At 69.2% G+C, this 21,752-nt stretch carries 18 protein-coding genes and 2 pseudogenes; 7 read left to right on the forward strand and 13 right to left on the reverse strand.

All coding sequences use genetic code 11. The annotated features are described in order from the left end of the window. Window positions 1-149: 149 nt before the first annotated feature. On the reverse strand, window positions 150-929 hold the full coding sequence (locus ADL25_RS30600) for an SDR family NAD(P)-dependent oxidoreductase (protein ID WP_059131119.1): 780 nt from the start codon (window positions 927-929) through the stop codon (window positions 150-152). 303 nt (window positions 930-1,232) lie between these two features. On the opposite strand from ADL25_RS30600, the pseudogene ADL25_RS50820 reads away from it, so the two are divergent. After that, window positions 1,233-1,367 (forward strand): annotated as a pseudogene (locus ADL25_RS50820) (IS5/IS1182 family transposase); the annotation flags it as partial. Between the two features lie 32 nt (window positions 1,368-1,399). On the opposite strand, the gene ADL25_RS30605 reads toward ADL25_RS50820, so the two are convergent. Beyond that, window positions 1,400-2,125, reverse strand: coding sequence for a hypothetical protein (locus ADL25_RS30605; protein ID WP_147317805.1), 726 nt, complete (start codon window positions 2,123-2,125; stop codon window positions 1,400-1,402). 282 nt (window positions 2,126-2,407) lie between these two features. Here ADL25_RS30605 and ADL25_RS30610 point away from each other — a divergent pair, with 282 nt between their 5' ends. Further along, entirely contained in the window at window positions 2,408-3,004 is a 597-nt protein-coding gene (locus ADL25_RS30610; RefSeq protein ID WP_234381099.1) for an SMI1/KNR4 family protein, read from the forward strand. A gap of 172 nt (window positions 3,005-3,176) precedes the next feature. Here ADL25_RS30610 and ADL25_RS30615 read toward each other — a convergent pair whose 3' ends face one another. Together ADL25_RS30615 and ADL25_RS30620 are read right to left on the reverse strand one after the other, a co-directional pair. Continuing rightward, complete coding sequence (locus tag ADL25_RS30615) at window positions 3,177-3,758, reverse strand: hypothetical protein (RefSeq protein WP_059131121.1); 582 nt, start codon at window positions 3,756-3,758, stop codon at window positions 3,177-3,179. Window positions 3,759-3,848: 90 nt separating this feature from the next. Beyond that, window positions 3,849-4,517, reverse strand: a complete 669-nt coding sequence (locus ADL25_RS30620; protein ID WP_059131122.1) for a hypothetical protein — start codon at window positions 4,515-4,517, stop codon at window positions 3,849-3,851. Window positions 4,518-4,681: 164 nt separating this feature from the next. Between ADL25_RS30620 and ADL25_RS30625 the strand changes: the two genes are divergently transcribed. Next, window positions 4,682-5,164 carry a hypothetical protein gene (locus tag ADL25_RS30625; protein ID WP_059131123.1) on the forward strand — a complete coding sequence of 161 codons (483 nt, stop codon included), beginning with the start codon at window positions 4,682-4,684 and terminating at the stop codon, window positions 5,162-5,164. An 814-nt stretch (window positions 5,165-5,978) separates the two neighbouring features. Here ADL25_RS30625 and ADL25_RS30630 read toward each other — a convergent pair. The 5 genes from ADL25_RS30630 to ADL25_RS30650 all read right to left on the reverse strand — a co-directional run bounded on the left by ADL25_RS30630 (window position 5,979) and on the right by ADL25_RS30650 (window position 11,526). Continuing rightward, on the reverse strand, window positions 5,979-6,485 hold the full coding sequence (locus ADL25_RS30630) for a hypothetical protein (RefSeq protein ID WP_059131124.1): 507 nt from the start codon (window positions 6,483-6,485) through the stop codon (window positions 5,979-5,981). After that, a complete protein-coding gene (locus ADL25_RS30635) occupies window positions 6,482-6,733 on the reverse strand; it encodes a hypothetical protein (RefSeq protein WP_059131125.1) in 252 nt (83 codons plus the stop codon). Before ADL25_RS30635 ends, ADL25_RS30630 begins: the two co-directional genes overlap by 4 nt. 70 nt (window positions 6,734-6,803) lie before the next feature. Continuing rightward, window positions 6,804-7,373: a hypothetical protein gene (locus ADL25_RS30640; protein WP_115974440.1), complete on the reverse strand. Its 570-nt coding sequence runs from the start codon at window positions 7,371-7,373 to the stop codon at window positions 6,804-6,806. 128 nt (window positions 7,374-7,501) lie between these two features. Then, on the reverse strand, window positions 7,502-10,237 hold the full coding sequence (locus ADL25_RS30645) for a helix-turn-helix transcriptional regulator (RefSeq protein ID WP_199839229.1): 2,736 nt from the start codon (window positions 10,235-10,237) through the stop codon (window positions 7,502-7,504). A gap of 308 nt (window positions 10,238-10,545) precedes the next feature. Next, the gene (locus ADL25_RS30650) at window positions 10,546-11,526 is read right to left on the reverse strand and encodes an alpha/beta fold hydrolase (protein WP_059131127.1); all 981 of its coding nucleotides are present in this window, start codon (window positions 11,524-11,526) and stop codon (window positions 10,546-10,548) included. Between the two features lie 417 nt (window positions 11,527-11,943). Here ADL25_RS30650 and ADL25_RS30655 point away from each other — a divergent pair, with 417 nt between their 5' ends. Beyond that, entirely contained in the window at window positions 11,944-13,896 is a 1,953-nt protein-coding gene (locus ADL25_RS30655; RefSeq protein ID WP_059131128.1) for a LamG-like jellyroll fold domain-containing protein, read from the forward strand. A 171-nt stretch (window positions 13,897-14,067) separates the two neighbouring features. Here the strand turns inward: ADL25_RS30655 and lpdA are convergent, their stop codons facing one another. Beyond that, entirely contained in the window at window positions 14,068-15,480 is a 1,413-nt protein-coding gene (lpdA, locus tag ADL25_RS30660; RefSeq protein WP_059131129.1) for a dihydrolipoyl dehydrogenase, read from the reverse strand. A 471-nt stretch (window positions 15,481-15,951) separates the two neighbouring features. On the opposite strand from lpdA, the gene ADL25_RS30665 reads away from it, so the two are divergent. The 3 genes from ADL25_RS30665 to ADL25_RS30675 all read left to right on the forward strand — a co-directional run bounded on the left by ADL25_RS30665 (window position 15,952) and on the right by ADL25_RS30675 (window position 19,038). Continuing rightward, the gene (locus tag ADL25_RS30665) at window positions 15,952-16,746 is read left to right on the forward strand and encodes an SGNH/GDSL hydrolase family protein (protein ID WP_059131130.1); all 795 of its coding nucleotides are present in this window, start codon (window positions 15,952-15,954) and stop codon (window positions 16,744-16,746) included. A gap of 686 nt (window positions 16,747-17,432) precedes the next feature. Next, the gene (locus tag ADL25_RS30670; protein WP_059131131.1) at window positions 17,433-18,434 is read left to right on the forward strand and encodes an acyl-CoA desaturase; all 1,002 of its coding nucleotides are present in this window, start codon (window positions 17,433-17,435) and stop codon (window positions 18,432-18,434) included. 316 nt (window positions 18,435-18,750) lie between these two features. Then, entirely contained in the window at window positions 18,751-19,038 is a 288-nt protein-coding gene (locus ADL25_RS30675) for a hypothetical protein (RefSeq protein ID WP_059131141.1), read from the forward strand. Window positions 19,039-19,065: 27 nt separating this feature from the next. Here ADL25_RS30675 and ADL25_RS30680 read toward each other — a convergent pair. From ADL25_RS30680 to ADL25_RS46680, 3 genes and pseudogenes are all read right to left on the reverse strand, one after another. Next, a pseudogene (locus ADL25_RS30680) lies at window positions 19,066-20,279 on the reverse strand (IS110 family transposase). Between the two features lie 314 nt (window positions 20,280-20,593). Then, entirely contained in the window at window positions 20,594-20,959 is a 366-nt protein-coding gene (locus ADL25_RS30685) for a hypothetical protein (RefSeq protein WP_059131132.1), read from the reverse strand. Between the two features lie 589 nt (window positions 20,960-21,548). Next, window positions 21,549-21,752 (reverse strand): acyl-CoA carboxylase epsilon subunit (locus ADL25_RS46680; RefSeq protein WP_079050671.1); only part of this gene is annotated, 204 nt, incomplete at its 5' end.

The following is a 21,752-nucleotide window of genomic DNA, read 5'->3' on the forward strand; positions in this document are numbered from 1 at the left end:
GCGCGCAGTCTAGTCGGGAGACCAGGATAAGTCTACGAGTGTAGACATGCGTCGGTACTCGTCCTGACCTTGATGGCCCCGGGGTGACCCCGGTGTGGGCACGGTTGCGCGGTGAAGGCCGTGCCGTCCCCGGCGGATGCGGGTGCGGGTCAGTTCACCGAGCGGATCGTGCCGCCGTCGACGCGGATGGTGGCACCGCTGATGTAGTCGGCGTATGGACTGGCGAGGTATGCGACGGCACTCGCGATCTCCTCCGGGCGGCCGAAGCGGCCGATGTCGTTGGGCACGAAGTCGCGTGCGGCGTTGCGCTCGATCTCCTCCCATGACTCCCCCCAGCCGTGATCCGGAGCGATCTCGGTCAACAACCGCTCCACGGCGTCGACGAGGATCGCTCCGGGGGCGACCACGTTCGAGGTCACTCCGGTGTCCTTCAGTTCCCGCGCGAGGGAGACGGCCAGGTTATGACGCGCGGCGAGTGACGCGTTGTAGTGGGGCTGCATGGCGATCGGCTGCGATGCGAGCCCACCGCCGATCTGGATCACCCGGCCCCAGCCGCGCTCGCGCATCCCGGGTACCAACCGCTGGATCATGCGCACGCCCGAGACCACGTTCACCTCGTATGTGCGAACCCATGTATCAGCGGTGGCGTCGGTCCATCCGATGTGGTCGTACGCCCCGGCGTTGTTGACCAGAATGTCGGTCTCGCCGGCGGTGGCGGCCACGGCGTCGGCTCCCTCGTCCGTGGTGAGGTCGCCGATGGCCACGGCGACAGCACCGACCTCCTCGGCCACCTTGCGCGTGCGGGCCGCGTCGCGCCCGTGGACGACGACGTCCGCACCCTCGGCGGCGAGCAGTCGCGCGATCGCCTCGCCGAGCCCCGAGCTGGATCCGGTCACCAGAGCCCGGCGGCCCCTCAGGTTCACGTCCATCGCACTGTCCTTCCAGGTTTGTATACGACTGTAGACTTCGAGTTAAGTCTACACTCGTAAACATATGAGTGGGCGGCATCACTGCCGGGCAGCACCGGGGCGGCGAGCGGAAGCGCATCTGCTCGGATGATTCGAAGGCGGACGATTGCCGTCGATGCGGAAGGAGTCCGGCGGGACGTGCGCTGTAGCTCGGGTCGCCGGCCGCGCTCGACGGCGCGGCCGATCAGTCCGGGCTTGGTCGCCGATGCGGCCCACGCCATGCCGGCCGATCAAACACACCATCCCCGATCGCCGCGACCAGGCCGCAGGAACGAGGTCGAGTGAACGATCAACACCCGCAAAAGCTTACGCGCCGTCCCACTCGATTCGACAAAACGGGCTTACGTCTTCCACGGCACGGTGACCGTCACCGCTATCCGGCTGTGGCTCCGCTCCTGAGCCCTCCCCGCATGCTCTCGATTTACCCCGGCCTACCGCAGGACGGGGCAGTTGGCGGACGAGTACTCGTCCGCGATGTTGAACACGGCGGCACAGAGTGGGCATTGGGCCTTGCCGAAGAGGTAGGCGATTCCGTCGGCGAGGGCCTCGTGCCCGTCGCGGACGGCAGTCTCGTGCATCCACCGGCCAATGCCGGAGAGTTCCTCGAAGGACGCCGGCCGTAGGCCGCGACGGTCCACGTCGCCCAGGTGCCAGTCCCGGATCGCTGAATAGCACCCGTAGTCCCCAATGGCGATCGTCACTTCCACGGCGCAGTTGGGGCAGGCCAGGTGGTAGAAGTCGTCCGTGAAGTCCCCAAGGACGGCACTCCAGTGGTACTCCTCCTTGGCCGCGAGCAAATCAAGAAGGGGCCCGAGGTAGCCGACCGGCCGTGATTGCAGGTGCCGGTCCAACAACTCGCGGAACTCCGCAATCGCGTCGGCGCAGTCCGCCAGCAGATCGTCGCAGCCGTGGTGTCCTGCCGCGCGTCGCAGGATCGCTCCGGCCAGACCACGCGCCCGTGCGCTCCTCGATGCGAGACGTATCAGGCGCGGCAGGGCGGCAAAGCCGGCCGGGAAGACGACGTCGTGTTCGAGGACCAGCCGATACCCCAGCTCCTCCCATGCTTCGGCGTTGTCCTCGAGCTCCACAAGTTCCAGAAGCGCGGGGACGCGATCGACATCCCCGTAGCAGTCGTGCATCTGCGTCCAGTTCACCACCTGGGCATTAAAGCGCCCCACGGCAGCCCGGGTGGACGCCTCTGTCTCCGACCCACCGGACAGGCCCCATGTGCCCCTGCCGAACCCCCTGGCCGCCACCTCACACCCGGCATCCGCCCGGCCGCCGGGTGACTCCGTGCTCTCCGCCCGGCTAGGGTCAGGCCGCGCGAAAGTGCGCCGACGCGAGGACACAACCATCCGGCGCAGCAAGCCGGCTGGTACGCCGATGGTGTGCGGTGCCGACGAGTAGTTCTGAATCACGAGCGAGGCGGTGCAGCCGGAGTGTCCGAGATCGAGGAAGTGCGGGCGGCCTGGGGGCGGATCGTACGCTGGATCACGGCCAACGCCCCGTCCACGGCGGAGGCGCTGCGTGGTCCGGCGACGGACGAGGACATTGCCAGCCTGCACGACGCGCTGGGATTCGAGGTGCCCGACGTGCTCGAGGCGCTGCTGCGGACGAACAACGGCAGCGGCGCGAAGGACACCACGCAGACCCTTCCCAACGGCCGTATGGTGCCGGTCAATCACGTGGATTCGGTGATCTTCCCGTTCGGCAAGGTGCTCCTGGGATGCGAGGAGATCGTCGAGACGCGCGCCCAGATGTTGGACATAGCACAGGATGCCGAGGGCTACTGGGAGCCCCACTTGATCCCGGTCATCTGGGACTTTGAACGCGCCTACTACGGCTATGCCATGGACACCTCCGGATCTTCCGGATTTCGTGTGCTGCACTATGCCGAGGTAAGTCCGAATGAAACCGATCCCACGGCTTCCCTGGGCGAGCTGTTGACGTCGTTCGCCGACGGAATGGACCGCGGCAACTGGGACGTTCAACGCCCGCAAGTGGAGAACGGGTCTCTTCGGTGGCGCGAAGAGTGACATCGGGGGGGCCGCCCAGGGAGGGCGGCCCCCCGGGGCCCTCAGTTGCGGCCATCGGATACGTGACTCCGCCGCGGGCCTGGACGCAGAGCCGGTCACGGCGGGGCCTTCGGCATCAGAGCCCCGGCCCGCCCACGCCCGGCGGACGCGTCCCGCAGCCGGACACGGTGAGTCACCCGCGGGCGCACCCGGCGTTGAACGCCCCCTCGTCGATGTGCCGCATGTCGAAGGCGGGCGGCGCGGACGGCTGCCGGGACGACTCCCATGAACCGTCGGCGTCGAGGAACTCGACCTTCGCGCGCATCCGGATGACGTCGCCGCTCCAGTCGCCGTCCAGCTTCTCGATGTTCACATCACCCTTGCTCCGTGGGAGGTAGGGGTTGAGCGCGAAGCGGCTGCCGCGCCAGTTGTACACGTCACCCGCGAGGTCGCCTTTCGTGCTCCTGCCGGCTCCGCACACCTTGATTCGCCCGGTCATGTCGCAGGCCATGGAACAGTTCTCGTCATAGCGCATCTGCAGCAGTATCTGTCTGCTGTCGGTGTCCGAATAGGCGATACGGCCCTCCCAGTAGCCGGTGAGCCGGGGCTGTCCGGGCAGCGGGTAGGCCCAGGGTATGAGTGTCATGCGGGCCACCAGCAGGGCCACTGCCATGGCGGCCAGTACGGCGATGGTCGTGAGACCCCGGCGCCGGTGTCGTGGTCTGCGGTCGGCACCGCCGCGGATCCCGTACGGTTCTGTCGTGTCCGTGGTCATGATGTGTCCCCCGTGTGCGGTGAAGTATCAGGCCGGGTAGGCCCATGTCCGGGCCTGTCCCGTGCATTCCGCCCGTCCCGCCACCGGAGTTCAGCTCGAGCCGACGCACAGCGGGACGTTCGGAAGGGTCTGGGAAGCGCTGAAATACGGCTTCAGGCTTTCGCTCTCGGTTTCGATCTTCGCGCCTGCCGGAAGAAGTTTCCGGAGTGCCTTGAGTACCTCCGAGGACAGCGTGAGGCCGAACCCCGCACCGGCCTTGGCCTCCAGCCGCGCCGATCTGCACCGGGCGAGCGGAGAGCCGAGTGCGGAGCCGTTGGCCACGCCCGTGTCCATGACGAACTTGGCATAGGGTCCGGCGAAGGCGGCGGGAATGCCCAGGCCGAGCTGGAACTTGGCCTCGACCGCGGCGGCGACGCCGCTGACGCCGACGGAGACCCCGCCGATCGAGTCCATGATGGGCTTCACCACGGTCAGCCGGGGTGTCACCAACTTGCCGTCCACGATGCCGAGTGGGCCGTCGAGCCGCCATGTCCCCCCGGCCGTCACCGTGGTGTTCTTGCCGCTGAGAGCGGTGCCCACGACGAACTTCCAGGTGTTGCTGTACATCAGCGGCTCGCCCGGCAGTACGGGGACGGTCAGTTCGACGGGGACCTCCACCCGGATCTTCTTGTTGTCGTCCGCGCCGTTTGCGGCACCGGTGGAGATGTCGATCGAGAAACCGTCGACTCCCTCGACCACGAAGGTGGATCCGGATCCCATCCTGCCGTTCGATATCGAGACGTCGGACCGGACGCGGAGGTCGCTGGTGTGCAGCGAGAAGTCGATGAAGGCCTTGAGCCCGTCGCCTGCCTCGTGACCGATCTTCAGTCCCAGTTCCCCGGGCGACGATTCGGGCTGGACCTCCCACCCCCCCGTGGCTCCAGGTGACGCTGTTCTCCCGGGCCGGCGGCAGCCGATCCGCGTCGGCAGAGACGAACCGGGGCCTGCCCAGGGAGACGACCGCACCGGCGCTTCGGGTCAGGGCCGCGGGCCGCGCCGTGAAGGCTGCCGTACTCGCCGACGGGGCGGCCGTCCCGGCGGCGCCCGCCGGGACGGACACGGCTCCCGGCCGATCGGGTACCTCCTGGTACAGGATGGCGCTCGGGTCGATCTTCCGGTCGGTGTGGAAGTGCGCGTCGCGGAAGACCTCGGTGAGCGCCACCGGCGCCAGCGTCACGGCGAGATCGCCGCCCTCCTGCCGTATCCGGACGACCCGTCCGACCGCCCTGCTGGTGACGTACATGACCTTTCCGACCTCGACGTCGGCCGCACCGGCGGCCCGCCCGTCGATCGTCCAGGTCAGCCCGTCCGGACTGGCGGACCGGATGGCACCCGCTCCGCCCTCGACGAGGACCACGTCGGACTGATAGGTCACCGACCGGTCCTCGACAGGTCCGGCTCCGTACGTGAGGGCGGCTGCGGTGCTGTCTCCACCCTCGGGCCTGCTTCCGTCGGCTGCCGAGGTCTCACGGGCGTGTCCTGTGGTGCCGCCGGCCGATGTGCAGCCGGCCAGCATCACGAGCAGAAGAAGGGCTCCGGCCGCGGCGCCGAGCCGTTCCGTCAGGTGGTGGTGCATGGACCAAGCTCCTTGATGGCATGCGGTGCTCACACCGTCCGGAACTCCGCTCACATGCGCGCCGCGACCTGGCGTGCCAGGTTCTGCAGCGGCTCGCGGTTGGCTGCGGGGTCGTTGAGCCGGACCAGCCGGATCGCCACCCACGTCGTGGCCTTGCGGAAGAAGACCGCGTTGTCCTCGGCGTAACCTTCCAGCCGGTGACCGGCGTGAACTTGTGGTCCAGCTTGCGGTCGATGTCGTAGTACTTCTTGGCTCCGTCGCCGAGGTAGATCTCGACCTGGGCCAACGGTCCGGTGACCGGTCCGGTGTACATGCAACTGGGGCTGGTCTCGGGACCCTCGACGCCTTCGTCGAGCGGGGTCTTCGCGAGGGCTTCCGCGTCCTTCTTCGGCAGGAGTTCGCACGCCTTCACGCCGGCCTCCGCCGGAGAGGCCGGGGCCGTGCCCGGACTCGGCGGTGCGGCTTCATCCGCGGACGCGGGTGCGGTCTTGGTCGCGGTGACCGTGACGGCGGGTGTCGGTGCGGCCTCGTCGGCACACCCGGTCACCGTGGCCAGGAGCAGAGATGCGGCGATCGCCGTGCGGCGCATGACGGGTCGTCCTCTCTCAGATCCGGTCGCGGAGCAGACCGACCAGCTTGGCGGCGGTCGACCGGTCGTCGTCGCCCCCCGCGCCGGTGACGACCTGGACCTGGCAGTCGCGGTCACCCGCGGCGAAGCGCGCGATACCGCCGCTCAGGAAGCGGATTCCGTCGGGCCCCGGTTCGCTGCTGACGCCGGGTTCGTCCTTGATCTGCCCCGAAGCGGCCGTGCCCGGCCCGCCGACGCTGACCGTGACCGAGTGGTAGGTGTCCGGGTTCTCCCATCCGCACACGCTGTCTCCCACCCCCGAGGTGGGCCGGCCGCCGTCGTTCTTGCCGATGATCGGCGTGACCTCCCCGGGCTTGAGCAGGGTGCAGGCGTCGACCGTCGTGCTCTGCTTCGTGTCGCCCGCCGTGGTCGCGGCGACGGAAGCCTTGTCGCCGGCGGCCGGCGTCGCCGGGGACGAGTCGCATGCCGAGGCCGCCAGGGCCAAGGACACGATCAAGAAGGTTGTCAGGGTCGTGCGCTTCACGTCTGTTCCCCCCATGGATGAAGCCAGACTGCTGAGTTGATGCGATCGGCGGGCCAGCCGACCTCGGCCATGGCCTCGGCCACGAGATCGGCGTCCGGGCCCTCGACGAGCGCCAGAACGACCTCGTCGGCAGGCAGCTGCACCGCGGCGATCAGGCGTACCGCGGCGGCGACGGGCAGCGGCGGTTGCCACGCGCTTCCGCGACCGGAGTCGTCGTAGCGTTCCACCGCGAAGAGTCGCCTGGTCACGGGATCGACGCTAGGCCGATCGGGTCGCTGTCGAATCGGGTGTTTCCCTATGCGTTGCCGCGCGTCCGTCTCAGAGTCGGCCGCGGACCAGACCGGCCAGCCGGACCAGGGCCGACCGCTCGGGCCTGCCGTGCGAGCCCGAGATCACCTCGATCACACACGAACGGTCGGCCGCCACGAAGTGCGCGCGCAGGCCTGAGTCGAAGGCGTCGAAACGGATACCGTCGGGCCCGGGTTCGGTGAATTCGGAGTCGGACCCGAAGGACGCGGCCGAACCGGGCGGACCGAGAAGGACGGTCATCCCGGGACCCCTGGCCGAAGTCAGCCACACGCACGCGTTCTTGGAGACGGGGGAGGGCCGCCCGCCGTCGTTCCCTCCGATGACCGGAGTGACGTCGCCGGGCTTGAGCACACCGCACGGGTTCGCGTCCGCGCCTCGGGCCGCCGCACCGCCGGCGGTACCGGTGGGAGTCGGGGTGGGGACGGCGGACCGGTCGCCGGAGGTCCGAGCCGCCGGGCTCGGGGCGGCGGCCGAGGGCTTGTCGGCGGGCCCCGGCGTGGCCGAAGCCGGTGAGTCGCAGGCGGAGGCCGCGAGGGCCACCGACACGATGAGGACTGCTGTCAGGGATCGGCGTTTCACTTCTGGTTCTCCCATGGATAGCGCCGGCACAGGAGGCCGCGGCGCGGATCCGTTACCGCGCCGTGCGGGCCGCCTGGTCACGGCATCGACGCTAGGGCGATCGGATCGCCGGGGAATCGGGTGTTTCCCTACGGATTGACCCCGCCCCGCCGTGCCATGGCCCCGCCGAGTTCGGCGCGGCTGGAGATCCCGAGCTTCTGGTAGACCCGGGCCAGATTCGCCTCGACGGTCTTCGGGCTGATGAACAACGCGTCCGCGATGGCCCGGTTGGTCTGCCCCTGGGCGGCCAGCGCGGCCACGCGCTCCTCGGTGGGGCTCAACTCCGCCGAGGCCGGAGCACGGCCCCCGATCCGGGCGAGTTCGGCCCTGGCGCGTCGCTCGAAGGCCATCGCGCCGATCGCGGCGAACTCGGCGGCCGCCCCGTCGAGCGCGGCACGCGCGGCGCGTCTGCGCTTGGCCCGTCGGTGGACCACCCCCGCGACCAGCAGGCAGCGCGCGCGATCCAGCGGAAGCACGTGCGGGGAGACGGAAGCCCTGGCCTCCTCCAGCCTGGCGACCGCCTCGGTGGCGTCCTCCCCCTGTGCCGCGGCCAGCAGGGCCCGGCTGCGCGCGAGGCCCAGCGTCGTCCACGGGCGGGGCAACCGCTCATGCCGTTCGGTGAGCCGATCGAGTACGCGGTGGGCGGTCTCAAGGTCGCCGACGGCGGCGCACGCCTCGATCCAGTCCGGCTCGAAGCGTTGTGACAGCGGCTCGACCAGGCCCGTTGCGTCCGCCTCTGCGGCCAGGGCCCGATAGGCCTCCGCGGCGTCGCCGGCACGGCCGTCGGACAGGGCGGTGAACGCGGTCAGGGCGAGATGGATGCGACGCGCCCACGGGTCGTCGACGGCCTCGGCGCGTTGCAGCCCCGCTTCCGCCACCTTCCGGGCGCGCTCCACGTCGCCGCGGTGTGCGTCGAGCAGACCGACCAGCCAGGTCTCGCCCACGAGTCCGGTGCCGAGTTGTTCGCCGAGATCCCGGGCGGCGGCGATGGTGCGGGCCGCGGCCTCGTAGCGCCCGGCGACCAGTTCGGTCTCGCCCAGGTGTGTCAGTAGCTCGTGCTGCCCCGGTTCGTCGCCGAACGCGGTCGCCCGGTCGAGCATGTCGTTGAGACGGCTCCGGGCCTTGTCGTGTTCGTCGACGGATCTCCACCAGATCGCGGGGATGGTGCCGCCCAGCCAGGAGGGGCGTCCTGCCTCCAGTGCCAGAGCGCGGTCCAGTAGTTCCAGCCGGGGGGTGTGCCCGCCGCGGATCTCGTTGAAGAACAGTTGCAGCAACGACCCCGACAGCAGCTCGGCATCCTCGGGTGAGGTGTCGGCAAGCAGCCTGCACGCATCGTCCGCGTGGCGCCGGGCGAGTTCGGGTGAGTCGTGGAACAGGCTCAGATAGGCGTGGATGCGACCGGCCAGCGGTGAGGCGTCCGGCGCCGCTGCCAGCGCCCGTTCGGCCGTTCGGGCGGCGACCGAGAGCGGTTCGTCGGCGCTCCAGGCCACTTCTGCGCGCAGGAGTAACGCCTCCGCCTTCCGGTCGCCACCGCGTGCCTCGGCGACCAGGTTCGCCGCCTTCGTGGCAGCGCGGTAGTCGCCGCTGTCGTAGTGACAGCGGGCGGCCGCCAGCCGGCGGCGGCACTGGTCTCCCGTGGACTGCGAAGGTGTCAGTCGTGCGGACTGCTCGTACAGGGCGGCGGCGATCTGCGGGGCTCCCCGGCGTCGCTGCCGTTCCGCCGAGGCCGCGAGTTCGGCGGCGACCGTGGCGTCCGGTGCCACCACGCACAGCGCGAGCTGACGGGCACGCTCGTCCGGGTCCGCGACGACGTCCGCCAATCGGCGGTGCAGTCGGCGACGGAGTCCCGCCGGCATGTCCGCACGGACCGCGGCGGCGTAGAGCGGGTGAGTGAAGTGCACCGCGCTGCCGGCAACGGTCAGCAGGCGGGCGTCCTCCGCCTCGTCGAAGGCGCTGAGATCGACCCCGGCGGCCTGCAGATCACGCAGATTCGCCACGGACAGCAGGGCCGCCAGCCGGATGGCGTCCCGGCCGGCCGGCGGCAGCGCGCTCACGGTGTCGGCCAGCACCCGGGTCATCGTGGCGGGGAAGGGCAGGTCCTCGCCGGGGGAGGGCAGCCTGGGCAGTCGCAGCACCGCGCGGGCCAACTCCATCGCCAGCAGGGGGTTTCCGCCGGAGTCCCGGGCTATGCGGGCCAGCAACGGACGGCTGAACGTCACGTCCAGACGGTCCCGCAGCACGTGGTGCAGTGCCCCGACGCCGAGCGGCTCCACTTCGATCCGGCGCATGCGTCCGGGCAGACGATCCAGCTCCAACGGTGTCCCGGTGGTGGCCTCACCGCGTGCGCTGACCAGGATCGCCGGGCCCGGAACCCGACGCAACGCATACCTCAACGCCCGTTCGCTGGCCGGGTCCAGCCAGGGGGCGTCGTCCACGGCCACCACAACCCGGCGGTCCGACGCCGCGGTACTGTCCAGAAGGGATCGTGTCGCGGCGGCCAGTGCCCGCTCGTCCACGGCCGTGCCGGCGTTCGCGGTGAGCAGTGCCGCCTCGGCCGCCGCCCGCTGGGGACCCGGCAGGTCGGCCACCTGTCGGGCAAGGGGTTGCAGCAAGTCGGCCAGGGCCGCCAGCGCCAGCGATGATTCCGACTCCGCAGGCGCGCACGTCAGGACCAGCCAGTCCTCTTGCCGTGCCCTGTCCACCAGTTCGCGCCAGATGGCACTCTTGCCTATCCCGGCCGGCCCTGCGAGTAGCACGGGATCACCCTGGACGAGCGACTCCCACGCCTGTTCCAGCACGGCGTCCCGACCGAACACCAAAGCCACGATCCCAGCATAGTGTTCGTCGTCCTTGAGGAGGGCGCCACCCTGGTGCTCGGAGACAGGTCCGAGACGCGGGCTGCCTCGGGGCGACCGTGCGGGCCGCATTCATGTGCCTGACGCCGCATGCGGCGCGCAAGGGCCCACAGCCGGACCGGTCCGGGCGCCTCACCGGACCGGGCGTCGTTGCCTGATGATCGTCCTGCGGGCTCCCCGAGCGTGCCGATCAAGGCTTCGGTGCGGCGACGATCGGTGCCGGACGGGCTTGCCGGCCGGACGAAGGCGTCCCTGGCCGAGCGGCACGCCTGTGTGTGTCAGGCGGGCAGTGCGGCGAGCCAGTCGGTCAGGAGCCGGTTGACCTCCGCGGCGCGTTCCTGCTGGATCCAGTGACCGCAGTCGTCGAGGAGATGGGAGTCGACAAGGCTGGGCAGCGTGACCGGGTAGGCCTTGATCGCGTCTGCCAGCCATGTCGTGGAGGCGTCCAGGCCGCCGCCGATGAACAGGGACGGCTGGGTGATGGGGGCGCCGTCGAAATCGGCGAGGTCCTCCCAGTCGCGGTCCATGTTGCGGTAGCGGGCGAGCGCCCCGGTCATGCCGGTGCGTTCGAACTCCCCGGCGTAGACGTCGAGCTCCTCGTCGCTGAGCCAGGCGGGCTGCCTGCCGACGGGGAACCGGTCGCGCAGCGTACCGCCCTTCCCGACGAAGTGCGGGTCGGGGGCACCGGTCGCGGGCATGGTGTCGGCGGAAAGGGCCGCGTAGAAGCCCGCGAGCCAGCCGCGTACATCGGGCTCCATCTCGGCCTCGGCGCGGCCCGGCTCCTGGAAGTACGAGACGTAGAACTCCTCGTCGCCCCCCATCCGGGCGAACAGCTCGCTGGGGCGAGGTCCACCGCGCGGGGTGTAGGGGACGCTCAGCAGTCCCACTGCGCGGAAGACCTCGGGCCGCAGGAGCGCCGAGTTCGCGGCGATGGTGGCGCCCCAGTCGTGGCCGATGACCACGGCGGACTCCTCGCCCAGGGCGTGCACTACGGCGACGTTGTCCTCCACCAGGTCGAGCATCCGGTACGCGTCGGTCGCGGCAGGCTTGGAGGAGCGGCCGTAGCCGCGTACATCGATGGCGACCGCGCGGTATCCCGCGGCGGCGAGCACCGGCAGCTGGTGTCTCCAGGAGTACCAGGACTCCGGGAAACCGTGGACGAGCAGGACCAGCGGCCCGGTGCCCTGCTCCACAAGGTGGATCCGGCCTCCCGGCGATTGGATCAGCCGGTGTGCGGTCTCCGCGACGTGCCGCGACATGTGACTCCTTCAGGTCTGCTGGGTGCCCGGGCGGCCCGACGTGCGGCCGATCCGGGGGCTCGACACCGATCATGCGGAGGTCCCCGCGCCGACGACGAGTGCGTTTGCCGATTCGGCAAGCAAGTCCCCTGGGTGGTGGACCCGCAGGGCGGGTTGTCCGCTTCGGGGCGCGGTGGCCGTGAAGCTGCTGCCGTTCCGCGCCACATCGATTTCGGTCGCAACCGGTTGCCGGTCGGGCCGCGACTCCTGTTGGTCATCGTCTGGTCATCGGGAGATCGGCATCCCGTCATGACTTGGCTGGGCCTTTCAGTCCTGGACAGACACCTGATCTTCGTTCGTCATCCTGTGGCTGCCCAGCTTGCAGCGCTTCTGACTAGCGTCGTTCCTGTTTGAACTATCAACCCGGGAAGGGCCCCTATGTCCATTCACGGTGACACTCCGTCCCAGGAGTCGACCGGACACAGCCGCCGAGGTTTTCTGCGCAACGCGGCATTGGCCGGTGCGGGAGCGGCAACGGTGGGAACCGGCGCGTCCGTTCTCGGCGGAACCCCCGCGTTCGCCGCCGAGGCCGCCAAGAGCGGCAAGACCGGGACGTGGAGACCGGATCCGACCGCCCTCCAGTTCACCCTTGCAGTCATGCCTGACACCCAGTTCCTGTACTGGGGGAGCCAGGACAGCGTCAACCGGACGCCGCAGGAGGAGTCGTTCCGCTACATCATCGACAACAGCGGGAACCCCGACAACAACATCGTGTTCATGGCGCACCTCGGTGACATGACCCAGGACGCCGACCCGTTGTCGTTCAAGCAGGTCGACAAGGCCTTCGCCCTTCTGGACGCGCACGGTGCCGCGTACAGCGTGCTGGCCGGCAACCACGACGTCAGCGGCGACGACAGCCGTGGTGACACGCCGTACCTGCAGACCATGGGTCCGCAGCGTTTCAAGCGTTCCAAGACGTTCGCCGGGTCCGACCCGACCGGCTACAACACCGCGCACATCTTCCAGGCGGCCGGGCACTCGTGGCTGGTGCTGGCCATGGACTGGCGGACCACCGACCAGGGCTTCGCGTGGGCGAACGACGTCATCAAGGCCCACCCGAAGATGCCGGTGATCCTCACGACGCACGACCTCGTCTACTCGAACTACGATGACAACGTTTTCCCGTACGAGTCCGGCGACCCGGAGAACAACGCCGTGCTCTCCGGCTACGGTGAGACGGTCTGGGACAAGCTGATCAACGACAATGACCAGATCTTCCTGACCCTCAACGGTCACTACTGGCCGCCTGCGCGCACGGCCAAGAAGAACGCCGCCGGCAACGACGTGTACATGCACATCACGAACTACCAGAACCGGTACTTCGGCGGTGGCGGCATGATCCGGCTGTACCACTTCGACCTCGCCCGGAACACGATCGACGTCGAGACGATCAATCCGTGGATCCTGGCGCAGGACCCCGAGTCCCGCACCGAGCTGGCGGCCGAGCACGCCCGGATCACCGGCCCGGTCGACAACTTCTCGATGCCGATCGACTTCGAGAAGCGGTTCTCGAGCTTCATCCCGGTGCCGGTCCGTCCCGCTCGTCCGGCCGCCCGGGAGTTGGTCAAGGGCACGATGGCGTACTGGCGTTTCGACGGGCAGGGCGCTCCCGGCACCGCGCTCACCGCGGGCCAGACCATCCACGACCTGTCCGGCAAGGGCAACGACCTGACGGTGGTGACCCTGCCGGGCACGGCCGCCGACGCGCTGACCTGGTCCGCCGACCACCACCCCGACCAGCCGGCCCACGCCAGCCTGAAGTTCGTCGGTGGACGCAACCCGCTCCACGGCACGTACCTGACCACCGGGGCGAAGGCTCCGCTGAACGCCGAGACGTTCAAGTCCGGGTACACCATCGAGACGTTCGTGATGATGCCGCTGGACTGGGACGCCGGCAACAACGGCTGGGCGGCGATACTCAGCCGCCGGGGTTCGGCCGGCGACGCCGGCAAGCACGGCAAGAACACCGACCCGAACGAGCCCCTGGTCCAGTTCGCCATCTCGAACAACGGCCGTGAGCCGCAGTTCAACCACTACCCGCTGAACGACACCTACCCGACGACCAACTGGGGTCACGGCCTGGTCGAGCTCAAGTGGTGGCACCTCGCCGTCGTCAACGACGGGCGGTACACGAAGCTGTACGTCGAGGGCGCCCCGGTCGTCGACAACCCGAACCGCGAGTCGATCGGCCTCACCTCGCTCGGACTGCCCTGGCTGGTGGGCGGCCACGAGAGCGCGGGCGCCGTCGACATCGTCTTCCACGGCAATGTCGGTGACATCCGCATCGTCAACCGCGCCCTCTCCACGAAGGAGTTCCTGACCCACAAGTAAGGCAGTCTCTCCCGTCCCCGACGCACCGCCGGGGACGGGAGACGCTCGCCAGGAGAGTCACGGTCCCAGTGCGGGCCCGACGACGGGGCCGTTGCCTTGCCCGGCTCGGGGGCAACGGCTCCGTGCCGTCGGTGAGCGCGAACGGCGGTGCGTTCGCCCGTCGTCCCCCGGCTAGAAGTTGATCATGTGGCCGGCCAGGCCGTGCACCGCCTCCTTGACCGCTTCGCCGAGGGTCGGATGGGCGTGGACGTTACGGGCCACCTCGTGCACGGTCAGATCCCACTGCTGGGCCAGAGTCAGCTCGGGCAGCAGCTCGGTGACGTCCGGGCCGATGAGGTGGCCGCCGATCAGCTCGCCGTACTTGGCGTCGCTGATCAACTTGACGAAGCCGGTCGGGTCGCCCAGGCCGTGCGCCTTGCCATTGGCGCTGAAGGGGAACTTGGCGACCTTCACGTCGTAACCCTGCTCGCGGGCCTGGGCCTCGGTGTAGCCGAAGCTGGCGATCTGCGGCTGGCAGTAGGTGGCGCGCGGGATCATCACATAGTTCAGCTCCATGGTCTCCGCGTCCGCGATGGTCTCGGCCGCGACCACGCCCATGGCCTCGGCGGCGTGCGCGAGCATCAGCTTGGCGGTGACGTCTCCGATGGCGAAGATGTGGGGGACGGACGTCCGGCAGCGGCCGTCGACGTCGATCGCTCCCCGCTCGGTGACCCGCACGCCGGTGTTCTCCAGGCCGTAGCCGGTGAGGTTGGGCGCGAAGCCGATCGCCTGCAGCACCTTGTCGGCCTCCAGGACCTGCTGGGAGCCGTCCTTGGCGGTGACCGTGACGCGCACCTGCGGACCGGACTCGTCGATGGTGTCGACGCGGGTGGAGGGGAGCACATCGATGCCCAGCTTGCGGTACTGGCGGGCCAGTTCGGCGGAGACCTCGACGTCCTCCAACGGCGCGATCCGGTCCAGGAACTCGACCACGGTCACCTTCACACCGTAGTTGTGCAGGACGTAGGCGAACTCGATGCCGATGGCACCGGCCCCCGCGATGACGATGGACCGCGGCAGGTCCTCGGCGAGGATCTGCTCTTCGTACGTGACCACGCGTTCGCTGCGTCGAGTGCCGGGCAGCAACTTGGGCGTGGCGCCCGTCGCGATGATGCAGTGGTCGAAGCGGACGGTGCGGGAGGAGCCGTCGTTGCCCGCCACCTGGAGGGTGTGCGGGTCGAGGAAGGTGCCACGGCCGTCGATCTCCGTGATCTGGTTCTTCTTCATCAGGTAGTGCACCCCCTTGATCCGCCCGTCGGCGACCCGGCGGCTGCGCCGGTACGCCTCGCCGTAGTCGAACGAGACCTGACCGTCGACCCTGATGCCGAACGTCTTCGCCTCGTGGGTGAAGACGTGTGCCAGTTCGGCGTTGCGGAGCAAGGCCTTCGAGGGGATGCAGCCCACGTTCAGGCAGACGCCGCCCCAGTACTTCTCCTCGACGACGGCGACGCGTTTGCCCAGTTGGGCAGCGCGGATCGCGGCCACGTATCCACCGACGCCCGCACCGAGTACAACGACGTCGAAGTGCTCGTCCCGCACGTTCATAAGGGTTCCTTCCCGTATCGGCCCTTGTGGGTGCCTAGCGGATTCTTTCGCACCGCCGCAGCCTCCGCCGCCTCGGCACCCGGCGCACCGGCGTGGCGGGGGCGGGGCGCATATCCGGTGACGGCCCGTCCCGCGACGGAAGGGCGCGCGCAACGGCGTATGAGGAATGGTCCTGGGCGACCTGGCAAGGGGGCCCCTTTGGTGTCGGCAAGGCCTGTTCGTCGGTATGCGCCCGATACGGGGTCGCCGATTGACGGAACATCAGTTTCCGGTCAATTTCCAATCGACGCCGACAGGTTTGAGTGCTGCTCACAGCCGCAGCCATGACCTTTTCTGCGGTCTGGTCCAATGCCGCTCACTGATGGCATGAACGGGACATCTACGCGGGAAGAATCTTTGACATGGACACTTCCCTTGGGTGGTTGCCTGTTGTACCAAATGAGGGCCAGCTTTCCCGCTCAGGGAGGTCATGTGAGACGCATCAAGTCGCTTTCGGCCCTTGCCACGCTGAGCCTCGCGCTGATGTTCAGCCTGGTGATGACCGGTCCGGCAGAAGCTGCCGGACCCGCGTACGTTGCGCTGGGGGACTCGTACTCAGCAGGCAACGGCGCCGGAAACTACGACAGTTCGAGCGGTAACTGCCACCGCAGCTTCAGCGCCTACCCCTATCTGTGGAAGAACGCCCACGCCCCCTCCTCGTTCGCCGACACCTCCTGCTCCGGTGCGGTCACCACCGATGTGACGAACGGCCAGCTCGGCCCCCTGAACTCCTCCACCGGACTCGTCTCCATCACCATCGGCGGCAATGACACGGGCTTCTCCGATGTCATGACCACCTGCGTGGCCGGTTCGGACACCGACTGCGTCAACCGGGTCAGCCAGGCCGAGAGCTACGCCCAGAACACGCTCCCCGCCCGTCTGGACGCCACCTACAACGCGATCCGCGCCAAGGCACCCAACGCCAAGGTGGTCGTCCTCGGCTACCCGCGCATGTACACCCTGAACGTCTTCTGCGTCGGCCTCAGTGACACCAAGCACCGCAAGATCGACGAGGCCGCGGACGTCCTCGACAACGTCATCGCCGCCAGGGCGGCCGCCCACGGCTTCGTCTTCGGCGACGTGCGCGGGGCATTCACCGGCCACGAACTCTGCTCCGGGAACGGCTGGCTGCACTCCCTGGTCGTCTCGCCGAGCTGGGAGTCCTACCACCCCACCGCCACCGGTCACTCGAGCGGCTACTACCCGGTCTTCAACGCCAACAGCTGATCCGTCTCACATGACATGCCTCTGTCCGCCAGGTGAGGCGGACAGAGGCTGTGGCGCGGATCCACGAGACGCCGCCCCGACACGATTGATGCGGCGTGACTTCGCCACTCGGCTCGACCTCGGCCCCGGACCCACGTGCCGCGTGCACACTGTGCGGCCTTGACGGTTCCCTCCCGAAAATCGTGCCGCGGCAGTCGAGGGCCGAGCGTCTCTTTCGCGGTGTGGACGTGGAGTTCGAACTCGCGGTCACCTCGGGTGGTCCAATTCGGGCTTGCGGATGGTCCGGTTGAGGACGTCGCGCCCGCCGCTTCAGTACATCCCGGTCGTCGTCGATGTGGCGGCCCTCCGCGCATGGAGTCGAAGGGGGAGCCGGCCTTGGCGGCACGGGCGCTCAGCCGCAGGATCTCCGTGATTCCCAGCCGGGCATGAGGTGTACCGCCGGCCCGGATGCCGGACGGTGCCCGGTGGCGCATCGGGAACGCCCGCTCGCCTGAATTCCAGGTGCGTCGAAGGTAATTCGGTCTCGCGACGTTCACATCCCGGACACCGGCGACGACCTGCGCGGATGCCGGCCGGTGGGATCCTTTGCCGTGGGCCGCGAACGGGCTCTCGAGCGCGCACAGGTGCGCATGATCCCGCCGTTCCGGCACCCCGTCCGAATTGGCTCGAGCAACGGCGAGGAACCGATGACCCCGAGCGACGCTGACCGCGCTGAACAGGCCGTCGCCGAACGCGATGCCGAGACCGCGGCCGAGGTCAAACCGCTGCTCGACGCCCCGCAGACGGCCGCGGCGGGGGTGGCGATGTGGATCTTCGTCGTCGGCCCGCCGATCTGCCTGATCGCCGTGGTGCCGTTCGTGTGGGGCTGGGGCCTGTCCGCGCTGGACATCGGAATGGCGGTGGTTGCCTACCTCGTCTCCGGCTTCGGCCTCACGGTCGGTTATCACCGTCTCTTCACGCATCGTTCGTTCAAGGCACGGCGAGGACTGCGGATCGCCCTGGCCGTCGCCGGTTCGCTGGGCGTCGAAGGTTCGCCGGTCCAGTGGGTGGCCAACCACCGCCGCCATCACGCCTTCGCCGACCGGGAGGGCGACCCGCACTCGCCCTGGCGCTACGGAACCGACACCCGTGCGCTGCTCAAGGGGCTTGTCCACGCGCACATCGGGTGGATGCTGAGGCGTGAACTGAGCAACCGCGCCAGGTTCGCGCCCGACATCGCCGCCGATCCCGACCTGCGGCTCGTCGGTCGGCTCTTCGGGCCGCTGACCGCCTTCTCGCTTCTGTTCCCGGCGCTGGTCGGCGGGCTTGTCACCGGCACCTGGACCGGCGCGCTGACCGGATTCTTCTGGGCCGGCGTGATCCGGATGGCGCTGCTGCACCATGTCACGTGGTCGGTGAACTCCGTCTGCCACGTTGCGGGCAAGCGCCCGTTCCTCAGCCGGGACAAGGCCACCAACTTCTGGCCGCTCGCACTGCTGTCCTTCGGCGAGAGCTGGCACAACTCACATCACGCCGACCCCACGGGCGCGCGCCACGGCGTCCTGCCGGGCCAGCTCGACCCGTCGGCACGCCTCATCTGGGTGTTCGAGAAACTGCGCTGGGTCCACGACGTGCGCTGGCCGAGCGCGGACCGTATCGGCGCGCGACTGCTCCCCGAAGCGGCCGGCCCGCGCCGGCCCGCGGTCTGACATCCCTGCGGGTGGCAAGGGCGGCACTCGACGACTCGTAGGGGCTTCCGCTCTCGGGGCGCGGGGGTTCGTCTGGACCGACCCCATCGGCGTGCTGACGGGGGGGTGCCTCTATGTTCTTCGTCAAGCGTGTGGGCAGGTTCGGCCCGAGGTTCGATCTTCTTCGTGGGCGTGAGACTGTCTGGTCGTGCCAGAGATGATGAGTGGGTTGGAGGCGGCCTTGGCTGAGGCGTCGTCTCCTTCCTGGACGCAACGTGTCCGTGCTGGGCATGACCTTGCTTCCTTCGCTGATGTTCCTGAGGCTGCGGAAGTGCTGGTGGGACTGCTGCTGGACGTCGAGGACACGGCAGTGACTCGACAGACGGCAGAGGCCCTGGCCCGGGTGGGGACGGTGGCCGCCGTGAGGCTCATCGCTCTCGCGGTTGCCGAGGCTGACGGCAACCAGGCTGACTGGCTGCAGACCGGGGTGCATGACGCGCTCGTGGGGCCGGACGGTGTGCCCGGCGTCGCAGCGGCCTGCGGGAAGCTCACCCGGGACCAGGAAGAAGCTGTCCGGCGGGGTGCCGCGGAGCTCTTGGCGTGGACTGACGACACAAGGTGTTGACCTGAACCGACCGGCCTGTGGGCTGGTTCATGCAGCCGTCGCTTGGGGGATGCGGGGTTCGTAGAAGGTGCCGTCGCGGAGCATGGCGAATAGGACGCTGATGCGCTGGCGGGCGAGACGCAGGAGTGCCTGGGTGTGGGTTTTGCCGCGGGCGCGGTGCCGGTCGTAGTAGGTCCGGGAGGCGGGATCGGCGTTCATGCAGGCGAAGGCGGACAGAAACATGGCGCGTTTGAGCTGCCGGTTTCCTCCTCGGGGTGCGTGTTCGCCGTGGATGGAGGTGCCTGAGGACTTGGTGGTGGGGGCGAGACCCGCGTAGGAGCGAGATGGGCGGCACTGGGGAAGTTGGTGCCGTCGCCGACGGTGACGAGCAGCACGGCTGCGGTCCTGACGCCGACGCCCGGCATCGAGGTCAGGACCTGGGAAAGAGGGTGAGCCTCCAGCAGGGCGTTGATCTGGGCTTCCAGGGCCCGGCGCTGTTCATGGACCGCCGCGAGGGAGCGGGCCAGGGAGGGGATGACGGTGTTGAGGGTGCCGGTCCCGGGCACGACGACGGTTTGCTCGTCCAGGGCGTCGAAGACGTCGTCGATCAGCCGGGTGGCCATGCGTGGGGCTTTGGGCCGGATGAGCTCGACGAGTCTGCGGCGGCCGGCTTTCCGCAGAGCTGCGGGGGAGCCGTGGCGCTCCAGCAGCCAGGTGACGGCCTGGTGGTCCAGGCGTGGCCCGAGTACGCGTTCCAGGCTGGGGTGGAACTGGGTGAGCAGGCCGCGTATCCGGTTGGAGGTGCGGGTGGCCTCGGCTGCGAGGTCCTGGTCGAAGCCGGTGAGGACGGTCAGCTCGGCGGTGATCTCGTCGGTCAGTTCCAGGGAGCGCAGGGTGTGCGGCATCGTCCGTGCTGCGTCCGCGATCACGGCGGCGTCCTTGGCGTCGGTCTTGGCCTCGCCCGGGTAGAGGTCGGCGATCCGCCGCATGGCAAGGCCCGGCAGGTAGGCGACCTGGCATCCCGCGTCGCGGGCTACGGTCAGCGGCAGAGCGCCGATGGACGCGGGCTGGTCCACGACCACCAGCACAGTCCCGAACTTCGCGGCCAGTTTTTCGAAGACGACCCGCAGTTTGGGTTCGCTGTTCGGCAGGGGCTTGTCGAAGACCTTCTTGCCGGCCGGGGTCAGCCCGTGCCCGTAGTGCGTGCTCTTGCCGACGTCCAGCCCGAGGAAGACGCCCACGCAGTCAGTGTCGATCACCATGCCCCCACTCGCTCGATCAGCGCTGGCCTGGGCATCGGGGCCGTTCTCGCGCATCCACGTTATGCAGACCTGCCGCCCGCAAATGACCGGGCATTGCGCCCGGTCGGACGGTGGCCGGACCTCTCATCAGCGTCTCCGACGGCACCCCTCGGGCCCGGCGACACCACCCCCCAGGTCATCCCTTCGACAGGGGGCAAAAGTCATACCGGGCCCGGAGGCCAGCGGCCCTCTTGCAGGACCGCGAAAAACATAACGGGGGAGGGTCCCTTCCTTGTTGGGTGGTGTGAAGCCGGCCCTACGCGCCTGCACGGTACTCAGGCTGGGCAGTCACCGCTGAACACGGAGATCAGGATTCTCTTCGGTGGGCCATTGCCCACCCGGACGTCGAGCGGGAGGCAGAAGCGGCCGTCGCCGTGGACGAAGAAGCCGCCGACATACACCGTGTCCGCGTCCGGGCATGCGTGGAACGTCACCCCTGCGGACGGCGTGTAGCCCTCTTCCTGGCCGTAGCCCAACCCGGCGCGCTGCCGCGCCTCGGGCGCCACGGAGACCGTCACCACCGAGCCTCGCTCGAGCTCAGCGCCGATCTTGTAGTGCCAGCCGTCCGCCGTACGTCCTCCGAAGTCCGTCGGGCGGCCATCCTTCCATCCCTTGAGGCCGGGCCACCGCAGTGGCCCCACGGCGACATCGGCCCTGTCGCGTGGCGGTCGCGAAGGGAGTCGGTCATAGGCCTCTCCCTCACCGCACCGGACGAGACGGGAGGGGGCGGCGGTGCTCGCGGGCCGACGCGAATGAGCAGGCACCCGAGCATCGGGCCCCTGTCTGCCGGGCGGGCCGGACTCCGGTGCCCCGCCGGAGATGCAGCCTCCCGACAACGCAACTGCCAGCGCCACCACTGCCGATACGCGCGCTGTCCTGACCATGACGACCTTTCCCCCAAGGACATGTCGAGCACCGGCAGTCCGCCGTCTAAGGAGGTTCGTCCCGGCTCTACCGTGCCGGCGACTGACCGGTCCGGTGATGCCCCGGGGCGGGTGGCGGAGGTGCTCAAGGCCAAGTACAGGCACGCCTGTGCCACTGTCAAGCCCGGTGAAGACGGTTCGGACTGCGCGGGCGGTGTGTCCGTAGGGCACACCGGCGATGCCGATCAGGGATCGGCTCGATGCGCGGTCCGCCGCCGAGCAGTCGATCCCGGGTCCGGACGCCGTGGTCGGCTGACGTCGACCAGCCACTGTCTTCAAGGCGGCGGCAGTGGAAGTCGCGAAGTCCTCAGCGGGGCCAGTACGTGCTGCGCCATGCCATGGCGGAGGGCTGAGGAAGGCCGGCCCGGCAGATGGCGCGTCTGCGGTCCGCCCACAGGTCGTTTGGGGCGGTCGCGCCGGGCGGTGGTGTGGTTGCCGCCGCGGCGCGGGCTCGGACGACCGCGAGTGCGGCGGCGAGCTCCTCGGGGGTGGGGTTGCCCCGTACGACTTT

The sequence above is a fragment of the Streptomyces sp. NRRL F-5122 genome (genome assembly GCF_001507435.1).
In the GTDB taxonomy this organism is placed as follows: domain Bacteria; phylum Actinomycetota; class Actinomycetes; order Streptomycetales; family Streptomycetaceae; genus Streptomyces; species Streptomyces lannensis.